This window comes from Kosakonia sp. LAM2021, assembly GCF_016620385.1.
GTDB classification, from domain to species: domain Bacteria; phylum Pseudomonadota; class Gammaproteobacteria; order Enterobacterales; family Enterobacteriaceae; genus Kosakonia; species Kosakonia sacchari.
This window is the reverse complement of sequence record NZ_JAENHT010000006.1, coordinates 38,227-57,792: the sequence shown is the minus strand read 5'-3', so window position 1 is coordinate 57,792 and position 19,566 is coordinate 38,227. Positions and strand designations below refer to the sequence as shown.

Genomic DNA, 19,566 nt, shown 5'->3' with positions numbered 1-19,566 from the left:
CGTGAACAGACGTGATTTTCTCAAGGTGGCGTCCGGCGGGGCGCTGCTGGTGGGGGGATCGTCCGCGAGTTTTGCCGCCGCGCAAAACCGCCCGCCGATCCCCGGTGCGCTGGGGATGTTGTACGACTCCACGCTCTGTGTCGGTTGTCAGGCCTGTGTGACGCGTTGCCAGCAAATTAACACGCCGCAGCGCAACCCACAGGGCGAGCAAACCTGGTCGAATAACGACAAACTTTCGCCCTATACCAACAACATTATTCAGGTCTGGCACAGTGGCAGCGGGGAAAACAAAGACCAGCTGCGCGACGGCTACGCCTATATCAAAAAGCAGTGTATGCACTGCGTGGATGCCAACTGTGTTTCCGTCTGCCCGGTGCAGGCACTGAAAAAAGACGCCAAAACCGGCATTGTTCACTACGACGCCAGCGTCTGTACCGGCTGCCGCTACTGCATGGTTGCCTGTCCGTTCGATGTGCCGAAGTATGATTACAACAACCCCTTCGGCGCGCTGCATAAGTGCGAGCTCTGCAACCAGAAAGACGTGGCGCGCCTGGATAACGGCGAGCTGCCCGGTTGTGTGGAAGTGTGCCCGGCGGGCGCAGTGATTTTCGGCACGCGCGAAGAACTGCTCGCCGAAGCCAAAAAACGTCTCGCGATGAAACCTGGCTCTGAATACCGCTATCCGCGCCAGACATTGAACACCAACGATACCTATCTGCATAACGTGCCCAGCTACTATCCGCATCTGTACGGCGAGAAAGAGGGCGGCGGCACGCAGGTGCTGGTGCTGACCGGGGTTCCTTATCAGGAACTGGGGTTGCCGGAGCTGGACGACCTGGCAACCGGCGCACGCTCTGAGCATGTTCAACATACGGTCTACAAAGGCATGATGTTACCGCTTGCCGTGCTGGTTGGGCTGACCGCACTGGTACGCCGCAATACGCGCGACAACCATGACGGAGGCGATCATGAGTCATGATCCACAAGCGATGGGCGGCAAACTGCTGAGTAAACCGGTGCTGCTGTTCGCCCCGCTGATCGTGCTGTGCGCGATCTTTATCCTCAAGCGTTTGATCTTCGGGCTCGGATCGGTCTCGGATCTGAACGGCGGTTATCCGTGGGGGATCTGGATCGCGTTTGATTTGCTGATCGGCACCGGTTTTGCCTGTGGTGGTTGGGCGCTGGCGTGGGCAGTGTATGTCTTTAATCGGGGCGACTATCACCCGCTGGTGCGCCCGGCGCTGCTGTGCAGCCTGTTCGGTTATTCGCTGGGCGGCTTGTCCATCACCATCGACGTTGGTCGTTACTGGAACCTGCCTTATTTCTATATTCCCGGCCATTTCAACGTCAATTCAGTACTGTTTGAAACCGCGGTCTGTATGACGATTTACATCGGCGTGATGGCGCTTGAGTTCGCACCGGCGCTGCTGGAAAGGCTCGGCTGGAAGGTTTCGCTGCGCCGTCTCAATAAAGTGATGTTTTTCATTATCGCGCTTGGCGCACTACTGCCGACCATGCACCAGTCGTCGATGGGCTCGTTGATGATTGCCGCCGGGTATAAGGTTTACCCGCTGTGGCAGAGCTATGAAATGCTGCCGGTTTTCTCGCTGCTGACCGCGTTTATTATGGGTTTCTCGATTGTCATTTTCGAAGGCTCATTAATGCAGGCCAGCCTGCGCGGCAACGGGCCGGATGAAAAACGTCTGTTTAGTAAACTCATCAACATCCTGAGCGTACTGTTAGCGCTGTTCCTGGTGCTGCGTTTGGGAGAGATCACGTGGCGTGACAAATGGCATTACGCCTTCGCCGGTGATTTTTACAGCCTGATGTTCTGGCTGGAAATAGCGCTGTTGGCCTTGCCATTGCTGATCTTGCGCGCGCCGAGTCTGCGCCGTGATTCTCGCTTTTTGTTCCTTGGCGCGTTGAGCATGCTGCTCGGCTGTGCGCTGTGGCGGCTCTCTTATTCGCTGTTGGCCTTTAATCCCGGCAACGGCTACCACTACTTCCCGACAGCGGAAGAGTTATTGATTTCCATCGGTTTTGTGGCAATTGAAGTCTGTGCGTACATCTTACTGATACGTCTGTTGCCGATTATTCCTCCGTTAAAAACATCTGCGCGACATGAGGCGAGCAAAGCATGAGTCAACGTATCACCATTGATCCGGTCACCCGTATTGAGGGTCATTTACGCATTGATTGCGAAATTGAAAACGGCGTTGTATCAAAGGCCTGGTCGTCAGGAACCATGTGGCGCGGGATGGAAGAGATTGTCAAAAACCGCGACCCGCGCGACGCATGGATAATCATGCAGCGCATTTGCGGCGTTTGTACAACAATCCACGCCATTGCCTCGGTGCGGGCGGTAGAGAGCGCGCTGGAGGTGAAGGTGCCGCGTAACGCCCAGTACATCCGCAACATCATTCTGGCCGCCCACTCGATTCACGATCATATCGTCCATTTCTATCAGCTTTCGGCGCTCGATTGGGTCGATATCACCAGCGCGTTGAATGCCGATCCGGCGAAAGCCGCTGCGCTGTTACAGGGGCTTTCCGACTGGCCGCTTAACAGCGAAAACGACTTCAAAGCGGTGCAGGAGAAGATCAAAGCGCTGGTCGCCAGCGGCCAACTGGGCATTTTTGCCAACGGCTACTGGGGCCACCCGGCAATGAAGTTGCCGCCGGAAGTAAACCTGATTGCCGTGGCGCACTACCTGCAAGCGCTGGAGTGTCAGCGCGACGCTAACCGCATTGTCGCGCTGCTTGGCGGTAAATCGCCGCACATTCAGAACCTGGCGGTGGGCGGGGTTGCCAACCCGATCAACCTTGATGGCATTGAAGTGCTGAACCTTGAACGCCTGATGTATCTCAAGTCGTTTATCGACAAGCTCGAAGGATTTATCGAGCAGGTTTATAAAGTCGACACGGCGGTGATTGCGGCGTTTTACCCGGAATGGCTCACGCTCGGTAAAGGCGCGGTGAACTACCTGAGCGCGCCGGAATTTCCCACCGACGCCAACAACGGCAGTTTCCTCTTTTCTGGTGGCTACATCGAAAATGCCGATCTTGCGACCTACCGTGAAATCAACACCCACACCGATCCTTTCCTGATCAAAGGCATTCAGGAGAGCGCGAAACACGCCTGGTATAAAGATGAAGCGCCGCAGGAGCCGTGGCAGGGCACCACGCTGCCGCAGTACACCGGCTGGCAGGAAGAGGGCAAATATTCCTGGGTTAAATCGCCCACTTTTTACGGCAAAACGGTCGAAGTGGGGCCGCTCGCCAATATGCTCTGCAAGCTGGCGGCAAAACACCCGGCAACGACGGAAAAATTGCATGACATCACCGCCATTTACCAGAAACTCACCGGCAAAACGGTGGCGGTGGAGCAACTGCACTCTACGCTGGGGCGCATTATCGGCCGCACGGTTCATGCCTGCGAGTTACACCAGGTCTTGCAACAACAGTATCAGGCACTGATAGACAATATTGGCAAAGGCGATGTGCAAACCATTGCCCATACGGAGATCCCCGCCAGCGGTGAATTTAAAGGCGTTAGCTTCCTTGAAGCGCCGCGCGGCATGCTCTCCCACTGGATCGTTATCAAAGACGGCAAAATCGATAACTACCAGGCCGTAGTGCCGTCAACCTGGAACGCCGGGCCGCGTAACTTCAACGACGCCGCCGGGCCGTACGAGCTGTCACTGGTGGGTACACCAATTGCCGATCCGCAAAAACCGCTGGAAGTGGTGCGCACCGTTCACTCGTTCGACCCCTGTATGTCGTGCGCGGTACACGTGGTGGATGCCGACGGCAACGATGTTGTTGCGGTGAAGGTGCTGTGATGTCGATTTTAGTGTTAGGCGTAGGCAACATTTTGCTCACCGATGAAGCGATAGGCGTGCGGGTGGTGGAAGCGCTTGAGCAACGTTACCGCCTGCCTGCACATGTCGAGGTGCTGGACGGCGGCACGGCGGGCATGGAGCTGCTTGAGGCGATGGCTAACCGCGATCATCTGATCATCGCCGATGCGGTGGTCAGCCGCAAAAGCGAGCCGGGTGCCGTTATCTGCCTGCGTGATGACGACGTGCCAACGCTGTTCAGCAATAAAATTTCGCCGCACCAGTTGGGGCTATCGGATGTGTTGTCGGCGTTGCGCTTTACCGGGGAGTTTCCGAAAAAACTGACGCTGATTGGTATTATTCCGTCCTCGCTGGAGCCGCATATCGGCATGACGCCGCTGGTGGCGGCGAGCCTGGACACCGCGCTACAGGCGGTGCTGGCGGCGCTGCGTGAATCCGGCGTGGAGCCTGTTTTACGGGAGACCGAACATGCAGGATGAGGTGATGGGGTTCTACGTTTCGCCGCACTGCGAAGTGCAGGCGGCCTTTATGGCGATTGCAGAGCAGGAGATGCACGGTCTGCCGTTTGTCCATGCAACGATGCCGGTGTATGTCACGCCATTCACCCGCTTTGAAGAACAGTGGCTGGGCTGTGTGCTGACGCCGTGGATGCTGAGCGTGCAAATCTACCCCGGCCCGCAGCAGTGTTGGCCTCGCCGCCTGGTGAGCCAGCGGCTGGGGCTGCGATTGCCTTATGGCGAAATGACTTTTACCGTCGGCGAATTACCCGCCTTGGGACAATACCTGAGCTGCTCGCTGATGTCGCCGCTTGATCGGGGATTGTCTGTTGATGCTGGCATTGCGCTTGCGGATAACTGCCTGAAAATGGCGCTCTCGTTGCCGGTCACCGATGCCGCGCTAAGCCGTCGCGCGTTGCTGCAAGGACTGCGGGACAAAGCGCATGCATGAGTTATCCCTGTGCCAGAACGCGGTGGAGATCATTGAACAGCAGGCGCGGCAAAATGGCGCGCGGCGCGTGACGGGCGTATGGCTGGAAGTGGGCGCGCTGGCTTGTGTGGAAGAGAGCGCGTTGCGGTTTGGTTTTGATATCGCCTGCCGCGAGACGCTGGCGCAGGGTTGCACACTGCATATCCTGCATAAGCCGGCGCAAGCCTGGTGCTGGAACTGTAGCCAGACGGTGGAAACCGAACGGCATGATGAGTGCCCGCTCTGCCACTGCCCGACGCTGCATATTGAGCGCAGCGACGGCGTGCAGATCAAAAGTATCGAAGTGGAGTAAAGCAACGATGTGTATAGGCGTACCGGGTCAGGTGGTGGTCGTTGGCGATGATTTTCATCAACTGGCGCAGGTGGATGTGTGCGGCGTGCGCCGCGACGTCAATATCGCGCTGGTGTGCGAGGATTCACCGCGTGAATTGCTGGGACAATGGGTGCTGGTGCATGTCGGTTTCGCCATGAGCGTGATTGATGAACACGAAGCGCTGGCGACGCTGGAAGCGCTGCGCAACATGGAGATCGAAGCGTTTGCCCCTCAGCGCTGAGGTGCGTCGATGTTGGCGTCGGTCACCATCTGCGTGACCTGCGACAAATTGCCGATTTTCGCTTCGCTGGCGCGATAGAATTTGCTCTTATCAATTAACAGCAATGATTGCTGCGCCCGGCGTAACAGCTGGGCTTTGAACGCCGCGTTGTGGCGGGTGGAATCCCACATATCGCCGCACGCATCCACGCCTTCGCAGGAGAAGATAAACAGATCAATCTCCAGCGATTTCAGAAGACTGGCGAGAGCCGGGTTCACGTAGCAACGCTCCGTGCGCGCCAGTCGGCCGCCCGAGCAGATAAGCTCAATCTGTTCGCGCCGCGCCATCTCCTGGCACACCGGCAAACTGTTAGTCAGCACCGTCAATGGGATATCCGGTAACTGCCGCGCCAGATGAAAACAGGTAGAGCTGGCATCCAGCGCCAGCGTCATCCCGGCTTCTATCCAGTTCAGTGCGTGGCGGGCGATGTCGGCTTTATCCGCGTAATGGCTTTTCAGGCGAGTGCGAAATGGTTCCCCGCCATCATGCAGCGTGCGCGCCAGACCGTGGCGACGCATAATTTTCCCCGCCGTTTGCAGCGCGTTCAGATCGCGGCGAATGGTTTCAATACTGACCTTCAACTGCGCCGCCAGCGCCTGGGTTGTGATGCTGTGCTGGCTGGTGAGAAGCTGCAGAATCGCTTGCTGGCGCGCGTGCTTCATGGCGTTTCCTCATGCCGCGGCGAGAGCGAAATCAGGATCTTGCCGATAGCCGCGCCGTTTTTCCCGGTGTGCTTAATGTGATACATCGCGCGATCGGCGCGCATCAGCGCATTAACGAAATCATCCCCGGCTTGCACTTCATCAATGCCTATCGATGCGCCCACCGACGCCTCGCCATTATCCAGCTCGAAGGGGCTGAGGATGGCGCGTAAACAGCTATGTGCGGTGCTATTAATCAGCAGACTGCTGAGCGCAAAGGGTAATAACAGAACAAACTCATCGCCGCCAAGCCGCCCGATGACGGTTCCCTCCGGGCAGGCAGCGCGCAGGCGCTGGCTGAGCTGGATCAGCAATTCATCGCCGCTGCGGTGGCCAAACGTATCGTTTACCGCTTTGAAATCATCCAGATCAATAAATGCCACACACAGCGGCCCGGCGAGATTGAGTTCAGCAAAGTGTTGCAGTAGCGCATGACGGTTCGCGAGCCCGGTCAGCGGATCGTGGTTGGCAAGCAGAGCCAGTTGCTCTTCGTACTGCTTCTCTTTGGTCATATCAATGTGCGTGCCGGTCACCTTCAACGGCGCGCCGCTGGCGTCCCGGTCGGTGACGCGACCGCGATCGAGCACCCAAGTCACGGTGCCGTTTTTATGCCGCATGCGGTGCAACGCTTCGTAAAACGGCGTTTTGCCATGCAAATGATCATAAAACGCATCCAGTACCTGTTGGCGGTCATCTTCATGCAGGTGTTCGCGCCAGACATCAAAGTGGGCGCTCAGCGCTTTGGGTTGATAGCCAAGCATCGAACCCCAGCGGCGGTTAAAGATAATGAGCTTGCCGCTTGGCACATCCAGTTGCCACAAACACAGCCCGGTGCCGTCGAGCGCGGCGCTGAGTTTATTGCGTGCATCGCGCGCAATCCGCACCAGCCTGGCGTTGTGCTTCTTCAGATTCTGGATCTGTTGTTTTAACGCGGTTTCAGACATTTGGCGGGCTACGGGTAAATAAAAGGCATTCTTACGAGTTATTTCAGTTATGTAAATATGGTGTGAAAAAAAGAGCTGAAGGTGTGGAGAATGGCGGGAAAAACCGGGCGGAATGCCGCCCGGTGGGCAAGATCAGGCGTTGCGTTTATCTTCGGTTTGCGTGTCGAAGTCGCTGGCGTTGTGGCGCTCGTGCAGTTGCTCACTCGGCTCGCCGAACGTGCGGTTAACCATGCGCCCACGTTTCACCGCCGGGCGCTCTGCAATGGCTTTCGCCCAGCGCTGGACATGTTGGTAACTGCTCGCGTCGAGGAATTCCGCCGCGTTATAGACATTGCCCAGCACCACATTGCCGTACCACGGCCAGATCGCCATATCGGCAATGGTGTACTCATCCCCGGCAACAAACGTGTGCTGCGCCAGTTGCTTATCCAGCACGTCCAGTTGACGTTTGGCTTCCATGGTAAAGCGGTTGATCGCGTACTCGATCTTCACCGGTGCATAGTTATAGAAGTGACCAAAACCGCCGCCGAGGAAAGGCGCGGAACCTTGCAGCCAGAACAGCCAGTTCAGCGTTTCGGTACGTTTAGCCGGGTCTTTTGGCAAGAAATGACCGAATTTTTCCGCCAGATAGAGCAGGATCGCACCGGATTCGAACACCCGCGTCGGCGGTGTGGTGCTGTGGTCGCGCAGCGCCGGGATTTTGGAGTTCGGGTTAACGTCGACAAAACCGCTGGAGAACTGATCGCCTTCGCCGATGCGAATCAACCACGCGTCGTACTCTGCGGCGCTAACGCCTTTCGCCAGTAACTCTTCCAGCATAATGGTGACTTTCTGGCCGTTCGGCGTACCGAGCGAATAGAGCTGTAGCGGGTGTTTGCCGACCGGCAATGCTTTGTCATGCGTTGGGCCGGAAACCGGGCGGTTGATATTGGCAAACGCGCCGCCGCCGGATTTATCCCACGTCCAGACTTTGGGGGGCTGATAGTTGTCTGACATTTTGGCCTGCCTTTTCGTTGATGTGTTAAAGAAGTTAAGCATCTGCAAAGCAGTGTAGCAGTCGTCTCAGGCAAGAATACGTTGCGCCCAGACCTCGATGTCGTCGCCGCTACCGAGATCGGCCTGCACCAGCCCGTTAACCATAAAGGTTGGCGAAACATGGATGCCATTCTGTCGTGCGTATTTGCTGTGCCATTTGATCTCGGTTTGCAGCGCCGGGTGGGCAAAAGCTTCTGCCAGTTGCACCCCACTGTACTGTTCGATGCGTTCAATGATTTGCTGCGGCGTGGCATGCATATTCGGGCCGCTGCAATGGTCGGTAAATTCAAACTCTTCTCGATGATCGGCAACCGCTTGCAGTACTTTATGCGCGGCGTTTTTGCCGTCTGCCAGCGTCGAGGCCGCGAGGATGCAGCGGATAATCACACCGGAAAACAGATGCCACGGCTGTGATTGCAGACGGATTTTCACCGTAACGTTATCCTCGCCGACCTGTTTTAGCAGCGCGTCCAGTTTGTTAAACGCGCGTACAGAAAAAGGGCAAGTAGGTTCGATAAATACCTCGAACGTACGTGGGCCGTGACCCCAACTGAGCGGGGCGGCATGTAGCGGTTGTTGGCTCATTTTCACTCCTGATATTTAATATTTTTTCGCGTTTCAAAGAGTAGCAGCATGCCGCAGGCAGGGAAAAGGCGCTTTGCCGCCGATGCGGTTAAGCAGTAAAGCGGTTGCGTTATTTTGCCGATGCGGGTGTAAAAACGTTGCGCGCTGGCATGGAAATTCGTTTGTTAAAATTTAGTGATAAAAATGGGTGGCACTTCTGCTTTTAATTATATGCCCTGACTTAACGTATATTTTTTAATATCCAGCTGATTTAAGTAAAATTATTGTTTTATTAAATATCGCGTGCTTATTTAATTTCTGTATGTAAAGCATCCTGATTCAGCGCTATTTGTTATTAATCTGTTTCTTTTGCCTGTCGATAATCGTTATGAGGATCTTTTTTTCGGCTCAGGCAGAGTCATTTGGCGGAATATCTGGTCATTGATAGCGGAGATAATGATGCAGGAGATTCAGGCGATTCAGGCAAGCCCGCACCTTGCCACAACAAAAGAAAACACAAATCCTAAATCGGCGGCTCATACGGACAATGGCGCGGCAAATAGCGCTTCGCATGATGAGAGCACCAAAGTGACGCTCTCCAGCCGCGCGGAAAAGCACAAACACAGCAATGAGATAAAAGCCGGGCAGCAGGTTCAGGAAAAGAAAAAGGTGGAAAATCATGAAATTGATTATTCACTGGCGATGACCGGGATTCCGCAATTCGGCGGACGGCTGGTGACCATCGTTAAATATCCGGACGGCAGAACGGAAATGGTTGATGCATTTTCCGGTAAAAAAGTGACGCAACAAGAGTTAGCCACGGCGCAGCTACAGAAAGAGAAACGTGTGGCTGAGCAACACAAACTGGACGCAAAAGTGGTCGTGCAGCAAGAGCAGGTAACGGCGGGCGAATCTGAGCCGACGGATATGCAATAACGATCTTAAGTAAATCCTGTCTTATTTCAGGGTTATTAACGTTAGCTGTATTAATCCGGTATCTCTAACTGGATCTTATATTTAGCGGTTGTTGTTTCAATATATCTTATATTACGCATTCGCTGACCGGGAAATAGAGTCGCCACAGTCATCTATTTGGCTTAAGGCGAAAATAACACAATATATTTTCAGCAAAATAATGGCTGAGGATATCGGCTTTTCTGCGTTTTTATTGGGCGTGAATAAAACGGAATATGCCGCCTGAAATACAGGCGGCAGATCTCATCAGAACAGAACGGAATAATTCAGGCCAAAAGTACGACCACGGCCTTTATAGGTATATAAACCCGCTGCGCCATAAGTTGGGCTGTATAAACCCGGCGCGCGTTGTCCCCACGCGGTGGTGTAATCTTCGTCCAGCAGGTTTTCAACGCTGAAACTCAGCTTACCGACAGGCAGAAGGTAACTGCCGAGCAGATCAACAGTGTTGTACCCGTCAATATGCTTCCCATCGGCGTCAGAAAGATCAAAGGCCTGCGTGCTTTGCAGGCGTAATGTCCAGTCGCCTGGCGCCCAGTTGACCCACGCGCTCATTTTCGACGGGCTGGCGCTATCCACGGTCAGTTTCTGCCATTTGCCATCAACGCGGGTTTGCGACTTGATGGCGTTAAAGTTCGCGCCGGTGCTCCATTCGCTGTCGCTAAAGAAGTAATCGACCTGGCCTTCCACACCGTAAATACGACGCTGGTCATCTTCAATATTGATGGTCATGTCGCTTTTGTTGATGTTGATGGTTTTATCCGAAAGCGAGTAGTACGCGGCGATCTGCGTACGCAGGCTATCGCCGGTGAAGCGCCAGCCCAGCTCGTAGGCATTCACTTTAATGCCGTCCAGTTTCGAATCGTTCACGTTGACGCTGTTAACCAGACGGTAGTGACCGTTTTCCAGCTTGTAGGTGCCGGAACCGTAATATTTCGCTAGATCCGGGATTTCGAAGCCTTGAGAGAAGTTAAACCACAACTGCTGGCGTTCGCTCAGGTGACCAAGGATGCCGGCGTTGAACAGCAGATTGTTGTAATCCGTTTTGCCGCCTGGCACGGCGTCCGCCGAGGTTGCTTTGCCGGTGGCGATGGCTTGCTGCTGCGCGTAGCCGACAAAGTCATCGACTCTGTTTTCCGTGTACTGGTAGCGCACGCCGCCGCTCAGGGTGATGGCCGCAATGTCATAGCTGCTTTGCAGGAACGGCGCGAGGTTCGTGATGCTGTAGCCGGGATAGCGCCCGACGTTATAAGCGTTATCCAGTTTCATGCCGCCGCTGGCGGCAGCTTTGCTGAGATTGAAAAACTGCTGGTTGGCATCGAACGTTTCATGTTCGGCGTCCACGCCCCAGGTTAATGTCAGATCTTCCAGCGGCTTGCTATTAAGGGTGAGTTTGCCGCCGTAGAAATCAGTTTTTTGCTGCGATGCGCCAATGCTGGTCACCGAGCCGCCGGAAAGCGTCGGGAAGGGATAATACGTCAGGCTTTCGTCACGGTAGTAAATCTGCGCCAGTAAATCCTGGCCCCAGAAATCGCTGTTGGCGTATTGCAGGTTAATTAAGTGGCGTTCGGTGCCGGGGATGCGATCGGAATCAAGATTGCTTTTGTTGTAAGCGTTGCCGACGCCGCGCACCGCCGAGAAGTTTTCGCCAAGGAAGAGGCCGTGCTTACCATCAGACTGGCTTTTGTAATACTGCGTAGTGAGCTGCAACTGTTGATGATCGTCGATATTCAGCGTGCCGGTGCCCATGACATCCAGGCGGTCTGAGTACTGCAAACCGGTTTGCGTGTTATCGATATTCACTTCATTGCCTTTGCCGTCATACCAGCCGCCATAGCGCTGGTACGCCACGGAAAGACGCCCTGAAGCGTTATCGTTACCGCCGCTGACGGCAGCCGCGATGTTCTCGTCGTGATCGTTATGGCTGTTAAAACCGCTTTTCGTGCCGGTCTGGAACTCAACCTGGGTTTCCGGATGGCCTTTTTTGGTGACGATATTGATTAAACCGCCGGTGCTGCCGCCGCCGTACAGCGATGTTGCGCCGGAAATCACTTCGATACGTTCAATGTTAAACGGATCGATAGCATCGAGCTGGCGGCTGTCGCTGCGGGACGAGTTCAGACGTACACCGTCCACCATCACCATCATTGAGCGACCGCGCAAATTCATGCCGTAATTAGTGCGTCCCTGGCTGCTGACGTCCATGCCGGGAATTAACTGCGCCAGCACCTCTTTTAACTCTTTTCCGCCCTGAACCTGCTGCTCAATTTCAGCCTGTTCAATGACCCAGGTGGTTTGCGCCATATCCGTAACGCTGTGGTTTGCGCGGCTGGCGGCCACCACCAGCGTCTCTTCTTTTTGACCTTCCGCCGAAGCGTGAGTGGAAAACATCATCAATAAACAAGGATTTAATGCCCAAAGATAACGAGATTTCATTGTTATGGTGATCCTGATTTAACAGAAGTATGGCGGCGCTGATCCTCCCGAGCCGCAAGCGATATCGCCATTTGTTGATAGCGATTCTCAAGATGATATGAATTATCGTTACCATGTAAACGTTTTGTGTAAAAAAATGTGGAAATAAGCGTGTGATTTCCATAAGGTTTTTAGGGCTTTTGAGTGTGTACTGGGGCAGACAAAGGTCGGGGAGGGCACCGGGTTCGATAATAATACCGCCCGGTATAATAAGGTTGCTGGTATTTATTGGTTGATGCGTGAGCGGTAAGTGAAAAGGTATTTTAGCGTGGTTTAGCGCTTCGTTTTGTTATGTTTTTCTTTAAAATCCACAATCGCCTGATTGATGTTATCTGTTTCGATAGCATCCACTTTTTCGCCTTCGAAAAAGACTTCATAGTGGCCAGAAACATATTTAAAGGTAAATATTTTACCCTGGTAACGCACGCGCTTTTCTTTTACAGACAATCCCCTGCTGCGCATAGCCACTTTTGCCATTGTATCTATCTTTTTATTTTTCATAATTATTTGTCTTACCTGTGTAGGTTGTTTTGCGATGTTTGGTATTAAACCCACTCAATCTGATGTTAATTTGTTATTCACGGAAAAGATAGCCACGGTTGTCTGATTCGCTGGATTGATAATATATGAAACATTTAACCTCATGTTAAGGTTGTCTTAATCTTTAGGGTATCTCGCCATTGTGGACTGGTGAATTAATTTATTTTTTAATTTTTGATGATATTTAATTTCAAACTCAATCTTTTGATAATAATTTTGATTCTCATTTCATTTCCACTACGATTAAAATCCAGCCCGGCTCGTATGTGCTGACTATTACACATAATTTAAAAGGAATGATGATGAATAATCGCTTTTTGCCGCTCTGTTCACTTGCACTGGTCATCTCTTCAGTTTTTGCCGCTCCCGTGGCGTTCGCCGCCGACAACAACGACGGTATCGTCGTCTATAACGCGCAGCACGAAAACCTGACAAAATCCTGGGTCGACGAATTCACCAAAGAAACCGGCATCAAAGTCACGCTGCGTAACGGCGGCGACACGGAGCTGGGTAACCAACTGGTGCAGGAAGGCAACGTTTCGCCAGCGGATGTGTTTCTGACGGAAAACTCCCCGGCAATGACGCTGGTTGATAACGCCGGACTTTTTGCGCCGCTCAATGCGGATACGCTGAAACAGGTCCCGGCTCAGTTCCGCCCGGCGCATGGCCGCTGGGTTGGCATTGCCGCGCGCAGCACCGTTTTTGTCTATAACCCGACGAAAATTTCTGCTTCGCAGTTACCTGCATCGATCATGGATTTAGCCAAACCGGAATGGAAAGGCCGCTGGGCGGCGTCGCCTTCAGGCGCTGATTTCCAGGCGATTGTCAGCGCGATGCTGACACTGAAAGGCGAAAAAGCCACGCTGGACTGGCTGAAAGCGATGAAAACTAACTTTGTGCCTTACAAAGGCAACAGCACGGTGATGAAAGCGGTCAATGCCGGGCAAATCGACGGTGGCGTGATTTATCACTACTACTACTTTGTGGATCAGGCGAAAACCGGCGAGAACAGCAAAAATACCCAGCTTCACTACTTTAAACATCAGGATCCGGGTGCGTTCGTCAGCATCTCTGGCGGCGGCGTTTTAGCGTCCAGCAAACACCAGAAACAGGCGCAGGCGTTTATCAAATGGGTAACCGGCAAGCAGGGTCAGGAGATGCTGCGCACCAACACCGCATTTGAATACGCAGTAGGAGAAGGCGCGGCTTCCAATGAAAAACTGGTTCCGCTGGCGCAATTAGACGCACCGAAAGTGGAACCCTCTGCGCTTAACAGCAAAAAAGTCAGCGAGTTAATGACCGAAGCCGGTCTTTTGTAATCACGCAGGAAAGAGTGCCTGATGTCCAGTTTAAGTCTCCCGGCGGCTAGCAATGCGGCCAGCCAGGCCGCCCGGCACCGCCCTTCGCGGGTGCTGGTGGTATTTGCCCTTTTTGTCGCGGCACTGGCCTTACTGCCCGTTGGTTTTGTCATCGGTGTCGGTATTGATACCGGCTGGGCGACGGTGCAGGCGCTCATTTTTCGCCCGCGTGTGAGTGAGTTGCTCGTCAACACCTTCTGGCTCATTGCACTTGCTGTACCCGCAAGCGTCGCGCTTGGCACGTCGCTGGCGTGGCTCACTGAACGGACGTCGCTGCCCGGCCGGCGCATATGGGCCGTGCTGGCGGTTGCGCCGCTGGCGATCCCGGCATTTGTGCAAAGCTATGCCTGGGTGAGCGTTTTGCCCGCGTTTAACGGATTACCTGCAGCGGTGTTTATCGCTGTGCTGGCCTATTTTCCGTTTATTTATATGCCGGTCGCTGCGGTGTTGCGCCGCCTCGACCCCAGCCTTGAGGATGTTGCGGCATCGCTTGGCACTCCGCCGTGGCGGATCTTCTTTCGCGTGATCTTACCCCAGCTTCGGCTGGCGCTTTGCGGCGGTGCGCTGCTGGTCGCGCTGCACTTACTGGCGGAATATGGCCTGTTTGTAATGATCCGCTTCGATACCTTCACCACCGCGATTTACGATCAGTTTCAGTCAACGTTCAGCGGCCCGGCCGCCAATATGCTCGCCGGTGTGCTGGCGCTCTGCTGCCTGGCGTTGCTGCTGCTGGAGACGGCGGCGCGCGGCAAAGCGCGCTATGCGCGAGTGGGCTCAGGTACAGCGCGCAAGCAACAGCGCCGCGCGCTTGGTCGCTGGAGCTGCGGGTTGGGGTTATTGCTGGCGGCGTGCACGGTGGCGCTGTCATTCGGTACGCCGATTGCGGTGCTTGGCCGCTGGTTGTGGCTTGGCGGGTTCGATAACTGGCACCGCGCCGATCTCTGGCTTTCACTGCGCCAGACTCTTTTTCTGGCGGTTTGCGGGGCGCTGATCACCACCGCGTTCGCCATTCCGACGGCGTGGCTCTCGGTGCGCCATCCGCGCCGCGTATTCCGCTTGCTTGAAGGCTGTAATTACATCACCAGCGCATTGCCGGGTATTGTGGTGGCGCTGGCGTTGGTTACCGTGACCATTCATTACGCGCGCCCGATTTACCAGACTGAAGTGACGCTGTTTCTCGCCTGGTTGCTGATGTTTATGCCCAGAGCGTTAATCAACTTACGCGCCGGGATTGCGCAAGCGCCGGTCGAGCTTGAGCAGGTGGCGCAAAGCCTTGGCACATCGCCTGGCAGAGCGCTGGTGAGCGTCACGCTGCGGCTGGCTGCACCGGGCGCCTCTACCGCTGCGGCATTAGTCTTTCTGGGCGTGAGCACCGAACTGACCGCCACGCTGCTGCTTTCCCCGCTCGGCACGCGCACGCTGGCGACGGGGTTCTGGGCGCTGACCAGCGAGATCGATTATGTGGCGGCTGCGCCTTATGCGTTGCTGATGATTTTGATTTCCTTGCCGTTGACCGGCCTGCTGTATAAGCAATCACAAAAACTTTCGGGTCTTTAAGATGTTAGAACTGGCAACAATTTCGAAAAGCTTTGCCGCCGCGCGCGTGCTGGATGATGTGAATCTGGTGATCCCTGCCGGTAGCCGCACGGCGATTGTCGGCCCGTCCGGGTCGGGGAAAACCACGTTGCTGCGTTTGATCGCCGGGTTTGAAATGCCGGACAGCGGGCGCATTGAGTTGCAGGGAAAAACCTTGTTTGGCGATGGTCAGTTTGTCCCGGCTCACCAACGCAACATTGGCTTTGTGCCGCAAGAGGGCGCGTTGTTTCCGCATCTTCGCGTGGGAGAAAACATTGCCTGGGGGCTTAAAGGTTCGCGCCATGAGAAGCAACGCCGTGTTGCCGAGTTAATGGCGATGGTGTCGCTGGACAGCAAACTGGCGGCGCGCTGGCCGCATGAGATCTCCGGTGGGCAGCAACAGCGTGTGGCGCTGGCCAGAGCGTTGGCGCAGAAACCGGCGCTGATGTTACTCGACGAACCGTTTTCGGCGCTGGACACCGGCTTGCGCGCCGCCACGCGTAAAGCCACGGCGGATTTGCTGACCGACGCGGGCGTCGCCTCCATTCTGGTTACTCACGATCAGAAAGAGGCGCTCTCCTTCGCCAGCCAGATTGTGGTGATCCGCCACGGTCGCTTTGCGCAGGTGGGATCGCCGTTCGCGGTCTATTCGCAACCGGTTGATGAGGAGACGGCGCTGTTTTTGGGCGATGCGCTGATTTTATCTGCCGATGTGGCGCAAGGGCGTGCGCACTGCCTGCTTGGCGATGTGGCGGCGGATAACCCGGCGCTTTCTGGCGCTCATCGCATTATGTTGCGCCCGGAGCAGGTGAGCGTGGTGCCGTGCGATGAGCATCAAACCTACCCGCAGGCACACATTATCGATATGGATTTTGCCGGATACCTTTCGTCATTGACGCTGCTGTTTTCGCAAACCGGCGAACGCCTGACATTACAAGCCATCACCCGCCCGGACTGGCGACCCGGCATGAAAGTGAATCTGCAGGTTAACGGAAGCGCCCGCGTATTTCCCCACTGAATACAATGCCCGGTTAACGCCGGGCCGGTTTATCAATTGTCATATTCTTGAGTCCGATCTCAAAACAATGTTTTTACATGTGTAAAACTTCGTTTCGTTTTGTATCACCATAAAAATAAAAGCCTTTGTTACCCATAATGCCTGCTGGCATTCACTCTTGGCCACATTTTCCAGAAACAGAAACTCGCGATTACACCGGTGCAGCCTGCCGGGAGAACCTGTTTCAGGAGAATGACTCATGCAATACCCTCTGGGACTTAGTGTGTTGTTTTGTTGCCTGCCAGTGATGGCGAATGCGGCAACGATACTTGAAGGCGCGGTTTTTGCCGACGCGCCGCTGGCGGGGGCATCGGTGACGGTGACCGACAGTTCAGGCAAGCGCCTTACCACCAAAACGCGCAGCGACGGACGCTATTCGCTAATCGTTGATGCGCTCACGCCGCCGTTAACCCTTTCCACCATTCAAAGCACGGGAACCGCACAGTCGTGTTTGCGAAGCGATGAGCCGCGTGCGCGCTGTATGGCCTCGCTGCTGATTACGCTGCAAAAAGAGCGCCGCAATACCGCTAATATCACGCCCTTTACCGACAGACTGGTTTCCGAAGTGGCCGGTGCGCTGGGCTTTATCGGCCCACAGCAATGGGTTGAGCGCGGTGATAACAGCAAGCTGAATGCCGGTTTGCTGACCGAACCACTGGCTAACTTTCGTCAAGGTATGGCCGACGCGTTGCGTTTATCTGGCCTGAATGCGCAAACCGCCGATCCGGTGCAGACGCCGATTCGCACCGGCAACGGTATGGCGCGGATTTTGTCGGTGATTAACCACAATCGCAACTATGACAACAACAGCGGCGAGGCGGGAGGTGCAGTGCTGACCGACAGCGCCTTTCGCCCGATTGTCGGTTTACAGAACAACGGGCCGTGGGAACCGTTAGATTTGCCGCGTGCGCTACGCGACCGGCAGGCTATCAGTAGCGCGAAAACGCGTATTTTGCTGGTCAGTGACTCCACCGCCGCCACGTATGAAGTCGCCCGTTTACCGCGCATGGGCTGGGGGCAAGTTTTCCAGCACGCGTTTCGCGCCGACAGCGGCGTTGTGGTGCTTAACGGTGCGCGTTCCGGGCGCTCCAGCCGCGATTTCTACAACGAAGGCTGGTACCAGCAAATGGCGCGCGATTTGCGCCCCGGCGACTATGTCTTTATCGCCCACGGTCATAACGATCAAAACTGCGATAGCGATAAAGCAGTGCGCGGCGCGGCTGACGTGAAAAACCTCTGCACCTATCCCAATGATGCCAGCGGCAATCCGCAGTTTCCGCCAGGGGAACCATTGTTGTCGTTCCAGCACTCGCTGGAGCGCTATATCACGCTGGCGCGTGCAGCGGGCGCGACGCCGGTGCTGTTTACACCAACCACGCGGGTAAAAAACCGCGCCGGGAAAACGGCCTTCCAGCAGGGTGCCGACGATGTGGTGGTCAGCAGTCATTACACGGTGAAAAAGCCCGGTTACCGCTTTGCCGGGAATTACATTGACACCATCAAACAGACCGCCCAACGCAACCACGTGCCGCTTATTGATCTGGAAAAAGCGACTATTGATTTCGCTAATGCGCACGCCAGTGACTGGATGGATTACTGGCTGGCTGTGGATGTGAACGACCCGCGCTACCCTTGGTATAAAACGCAAACTTCCGGCATTCGCAGCAATCCTGATACCACCCATTTTCAGCAACAAGGTGCAGAAGCTGTGGCATCGATGGTGGCTGATCTCATCCGAACCACCCCTGAATTGAGCTCGCTTGCCGACACATTAAAACCTTAAGGAGAGACCGATGAAAACACTGCACTATTCACTGCGCTATTCCGCGCTGTTGCTGGCTTGTATCAGCGTTTCCGCTCAGGCGAGCGAGTGGAATGCCGTTGTCTCCACCGCACCGCAAGCCGGTGAGTTCGCCACCATCAGCCAGGCGCTGGCCGCCGCTCCTGACAGCGGCACGCCGTGGCGGATCCTGGTCAAAGAGGGGCGCTGGAACGAACGGCTGGTGATTGAAAAACCGGTCATGCTGGTGGGGCAATCCAAAGAGCAAACGCAGATTGAGGCAAATACGCCTGCCGGTGCATTAGGCAGCGACGGACAGAAGCTCGGCACCGGGCGCACCAGCACGGTGGAAGTGCGCGCATCGGGCGTGACCATTGAGAATCTGACCATTCGCAATAGCTTTGACTTTCCGGCCAATGCCGCGCTACCGGATGGCGATGCGAAGAAACTGAAAGACACGCAGGCGGTGGCGCTGATGGTGTCGGAAAACGTCGATAAAGCGCGTTTCCGCCATGTCCGGCTCGAAGGTTACCAGGACACCTTTTACAGCAAGAGCGGGAGCCGCAGCTATTTCACCGATTGTGAAGTGAGCGGGCACGTTGATTTTATTTTTGGCCCCGGCATTGCGGTGTTTGATCGCTGCGAGATTATCGCCCGTAACCGCAATGATATTGCCCCGCCGTATGGCTACATCACCGCACCGGCGACGCAGGCGGATGAGAAGTTTGGCTTGTTGATCATCAACAGCAAGCTCAGCAAAGAAGCGGGCGTTCCGGCGAAAAGTTTCGCGCTGGGTCGCCCGTGGCATCCGACAACACAGTTCAGCGACGGGCGCTATGCCGATCCAAACGCCATTGGTCTTGCGGCGTTTATTAATTGTGAAATCGACGACCATATTTACGGCTGGGATAAAATGTCCGGCAAAGATAAAGCCGGGGAGAAAATCTGGTTTTATCCGGAAGACAGCCGTTTTTATGAGTTTGATAACCGTGGGCCGGGCGCAGGGCAAGGCGGTGCAAAATATCAATTAAGCAAGGCGGACGCCGCGCAATACAATCCGGCGGCGATTTTCAGCGGCTGGGATAAAGCGTTGCTGGAGTAAAGGATTATGCCCCCGTGAGCG

19 protein-coding genes are annotated in these 19,566 nt (G+C 55.1%); 13 read left to right on the top strand and 6 right to left on the bottom strand.

Translation table 11 applies throughout. The features are described 5' to 3' along the window. The first annotated feature begins 1 nt into the window (after window position 1). Genes hybA through hybG form a run of 7 tightly spaced genes read left to right on the top strand, consistent with a single transcriptional unit; the run spans window position 2 to window position 5,400 of the window. Entirely contained in the window at window positions 2-979 is a 978-nt protein-coding gene (hybA, locus tag JKP81_RS14180) for a hydrogenase 2 operon protein HybA (protein ID WP_200552255.1), read from the top strand. Beyond that, complete coding sequence (gene hybB / locus JKP81_RS14175) at window positions 969-2,141, top strand: Ni/Fe-hydrogenase cytochrome b subunit (protein WP_200552254.1); 1,173 nt, start codon at window positions 969-971, stop codon at window positions 2,139-2,141. Before hybA ends, hybB begins: the two co-directional genes overlap by 11 nt. Continuing rightward, window positions 2,138-3,841 (top strand): hydrogenase 2 large subunit, encoded by a 1,704-nt coding sequence (hybC, locus tag JKP81_RS14170; RefSeq protein WP_200552253.1) that lies wholly within the window; start codon window positions 2,138-2,140, stop codon window positions 3,839-3,841. The genes hybB and hybC overlap by 4 nt, the downstream gene beginning before the upstream one ends. Beyond that, on the top strand, window positions 3,841-4,338 hold the full coding sequence (locus JKP81_RS14165; protein WP_200552252.1) for a HyaD/HybD family hydrogenase maturation endopeptidase: 498 nt from the start codon (window positions 3,841-3,843) through the stop codon (window positions 4,336-4,338). The genes hybC and JKP81_RS14165 overlap by 1 nt, the downstream gene beginning before the upstream one ends. After that, entirely contained in the window at window positions 4,328-4,807 is a 480-nt protein-coding gene (gene hybE / locus JKP81_RS14160) for a hydrogenase-2 assembly chaperone (RefSeq protein ID WP_200552251.1), read from the top strand. The genes JKP81_RS14165 and hybE overlap by 11 nt, the downstream gene beginning before the upstream one ends. Then, the gene (gene hypA, locus JKP81_RS14155) at window positions 4,800-5,138 is read left to right on the top strand and encodes a hydrogenase maturation nickel metallochaperone HypA (RefSeq protein WP_200552250.1); all 339 of its coding nucleotides are present in this window, start codon (window positions 4,800-4,802) and stop codon (window positions 5,136-5,138) included. Before hybE ends, hypA begins: the two co-directional genes overlap by 8 nt. 7 nt (window positions 5,139-5,145) lie before the next feature. Continuing rightward, window positions 5,146-5,400, top strand: coding sequence for a hydrogenase maturation factor HybG (gene hybG / locus JKP81_RS14150; RefSeq protein WP_200552249.1), 255 nt, complete (start codon window positions 5,146-5,148; stop codon window positions 5,398-5,400). Here hybG and fucR read toward each other — a convergent pair. The 4 genes from fucR to JKP81_RS14130 form a co-directional block, all read right to left on the bottom strand. Continuing rightward, window positions 5,391-6,101 (bottom strand): L-fucose operon activator, encoded by a 711-nt coding sequence (gene fucR / locus JKP81_RS14145; RefSeq protein WP_200552248.1) that lies wholly within the window; start codon window positions 6,099-6,101, stop codon window positions 5,391-5,393. The genes hybG and fucR overlap by 10 nt on opposite strands. After that, entirely contained in the window at window positions 6,098-7,084 is a 987-nt protein-coding gene (locus JKP81_RS14140) for a sensor domain-containing diguanylate cyclase (protein ID WP_200552247.1), read from the bottom strand. Before JKP81_RS14140 ends, fucR begins: the two co-directional genes overlap by 4 nt. A 132-nt stretch (window positions 7,085-7,216) precedes the next feature. Beyond that, window positions 7,217-8,080: a glutathione-dependent disulfide-bond oxidoreductase gene (yghU, locus tag JKP81_RS14135; protein ID WP_200552246.1), complete on the bottom strand. Its 864-nt coding sequence runs from the start codon at window positions 8,078-8,080 to the stop codon at window positions 7,217-7,219. A gap of 66 nt (window positions 8,081-8,146) precedes the next feature. Next, window positions 8,147-8,704 carry a thioredoxin domain-containing protein gene (locus JKP81_RS14130; protein ID WP_200552245.1) on the bottom strand — a complete coding sequence of 186 codons (558 nt, stop codon included), beginning with the start codon at window positions 8,702-8,704 and terminating at the stop codon, window positions 8,147-8,149. A gap of 435 nt (window positions 8,705-9,139) precedes the next feature. Between JKP81_RS14130 and JKP81_RS14125 the strand changes: the two genes are divergently transcribed. Continuing rightward, entirely contained in the window at window positions 9,140-9,619 is a 480-nt protein-coding gene (locus JKP81_RS14125) for a hypothetical protein (RefSeq protein ID WP_234455659.1), read from the top strand. A gap of 285 nt (window positions 9,620-9,904) precedes the next feature. Here the strand turns inward: JKP81_RS14125 and JKP81_RS14120 are convergent, their stop codons facing one another. Further along, complete coding sequence (locus JKP81_RS14120; RefSeq protein ID WP_200552244.1) at window positions 9,905-12,094, bottom strand: TonB-dependent siderophore receptor; 2,190 nt, start codon at window positions 12,092-12,094, stop codon at window positions 9,905-9,907. 312 nt (window positions 12,095-12,406) lie between these two features. Continuing rightward, the gene (locus tag JKP81_RS14115) at window positions 12,407-12,634 is read right to left on the bottom strand and encodes a hypothetical protein (protein WP_200552243.1); all 228 of its coding nucleotides are present in this window, start codon (window positions 12,632-12,634) and stop codon (window positions 12,407-12,409) included. Window positions 12,635-12,975: 341 nt separating this feature from the next. Here JKP81_RS14115 and JKP81_RS14110 point away from each other — a divergent pair, with 341 nt between their 5' ends. The 5 genes from JKP81_RS14110 (at window position 12,976) to JKP81_RS14090 (ending at window position 19,545) form a co-directional block, all read left to right on the top strand. Beyond that, on the top strand, window positions 12,976-13,992 hold the full coding sequence (locus JKP81_RS14110; protein WP_200552242.1) for an iron ABC transporter substrate-binding protein: 1,017 nt from the start codon (window positions 12,976-12,978) through the stop codon (window positions 13,990-13,992). A gap of 21 nt (window positions 13,993-14,013) precedes the next feature. Beyond that, on the top strand, window positions 14,014-15,588 hold the full coding sequence (locus JKP81_RS14105) for an iron ABC transporter permease (protein WP_200552241.1): 1,575 nt from the start codon (window positions 14,014-14,016) through the stop codon (window positions 15,586-15,588). A gap of 1 nt (window position 15,589) precedes the next feature. Beyond that, window positions 15,590-16,624: an ABC transporter ATP-binding protein gene (locus tag JKP81_RS14100; RefSeq protein WP_200552240.1), complete on the top strand. Its 1,035-nt coding sequence runs from the start codon at window positions 15,590-15,592 to the stop codon at window positions 16,622-16,624. Between the two features lie 238 nt (window positions 16,625-16,862). Next, window positions 16,863-18,446 (top strand): GDSL-type esterase/lipase family protein, encoded by a 1,584-nt coding sequence (locus JKP81_RS14095; protein WP_200552239.1) that lies wholly within the window; start codon window positions 16,863-16,865, stop codon window positions 18,444-18,446. Window positions 18,447-18,456: 10 nt separating this feature from the next. Next, window positions 18,457-19,545, top strand: coding sequence for a pectinesterase family protein (locus JKP81_RS14090; RefSeq protein ID WP_200552238.1), 1,089 nt, complete (start codon window positions 18,457-18,459; stop codon window positions 19,543-19,545). Window positions 19,546-19,566: the final 21 nt, after the last annotated feature.

Bases quoted from the DNA above. Each gene is read 5' to 3' on its own strand.
- hybB (WP_200552254.1), top strand. From the start codon at position 969: ATGAGTCATGATCCACAAGCGATGGGCGGCAAACTGCTGAGTAAACCG.
- hybC (WP_200552253.1), top strand. From the start codon at position 2,138: ATGAGTCAACGTATCACCATTGATCCGGTCACCCGTATTGAGGGTCAT.
- JKP81_RS14165 (WP_200552252.1), top strand. From the start codon at position 3,841: ATGTCGATTTTAGTGTTAGGCGTAGGCAACATTTTGCTCACCGATGAA.
- hybE (WP_200552251.1), top strand. From the start codon at position 4,328: ATGCAGGATGAGGTGATGGGGTTCTACGTTTCGCCGCACTGCGAAGTG.
- hypA (WP_200552250.1), top strand. From the start codon at position 4,800: ATGCATGAGTTATCCCTGTGCCAGAACGCGGTGGAGATCATTGAACAG.
- hybG (WP_200552249.1), top strand. From the start codon at position 5,146: ATGTGTATAGGCGTACCGGGTCAGGTGGTGGTCGTTGGCGATGATTTT.
- fucR (WP_200552248.1), bottom strand. From the start codon at position 6,101: ATGAAGCACGCGCGCCAGCAAGCGATTCTGCAGCTTCTCACCAGCCAG.
- JKP81_RS14140 (WP_200552247.1), bottom strand. From the start codon at position 7,084: ATGTCTGAAACCGCGTTAAAACAACAGATCCAGAATCTGAAGAAGCAC.
- yghU (WP_200552246.1), bottom strand. From the start codon at position 8,080: ATGTCAGACAACTATCAGCCCCCCAAAGTCTGGACGTGGGATAAATCC.
- JKP81_RS14130 (WP_200552245.1), bottom strand. From the start codon at position 8,704: ATGAGCCAACAACCGCTACATGCCGCCCCGCTCAGTTGGGGTCACGGC.
- JKP81_RS14125 (WP_234455659.1), top strand. From the start codon at position 9,140: ATGATGCAGGAGATTCAGGCGATTCAGGCAAGCCCGCACCTTGCCACA.
- JKP81_RS14120 (WP_200552244.1), bottom strand. From the start codon at position 12,094: ATGAAATCTCGTTATCTTTGGGCATTAAATCCTTGTTTATTGATGATG.
- JKP81_RS14115 (WP_200552243.1), bottom strand. From the start codon at position 12,634: ATGAAAAATAAAAAGATAGATACAATGGCAAAAGTGGCTATGCGCAGC.
- JKP81_RS14110 (WP_200552242.1), top strand. From the start codon at position 12,976: ATGAATAATCGCTTTTTGCCGCTCTGTTCACTTGCACTGGTCATCTCT.
- JKP81_RS14105 (WP_200552241.1), top strand. From the start codon at position 14,014: ATGTCCAGTTTAAGTCTCCCGGCGGCTAGCAATGCGGCCAGCCAGGCC.
- JKP81_RS14100 (WP_200552240.1), top strand. From the start codon at position 15,590: ATGTTAGAACTGGCAACAATTTCGAAAAGCTTTGCCGCCGCGCGCGTG.
- JKP81_RS14095 (WP_200552239.1), top strand. From the start codon at position 16,863: ATGCAATACCCTCTGGGACTTAGTGTGTTGTTTTGTTGCCTGCCAGTG.
- JKP81_RS14090 (WP_200552238.1), top strand. From the start codon at position 18,457: ATGAAAACACTGCACTATTCACTGCGCTATTCCGCGCTGTTGCTGGCT.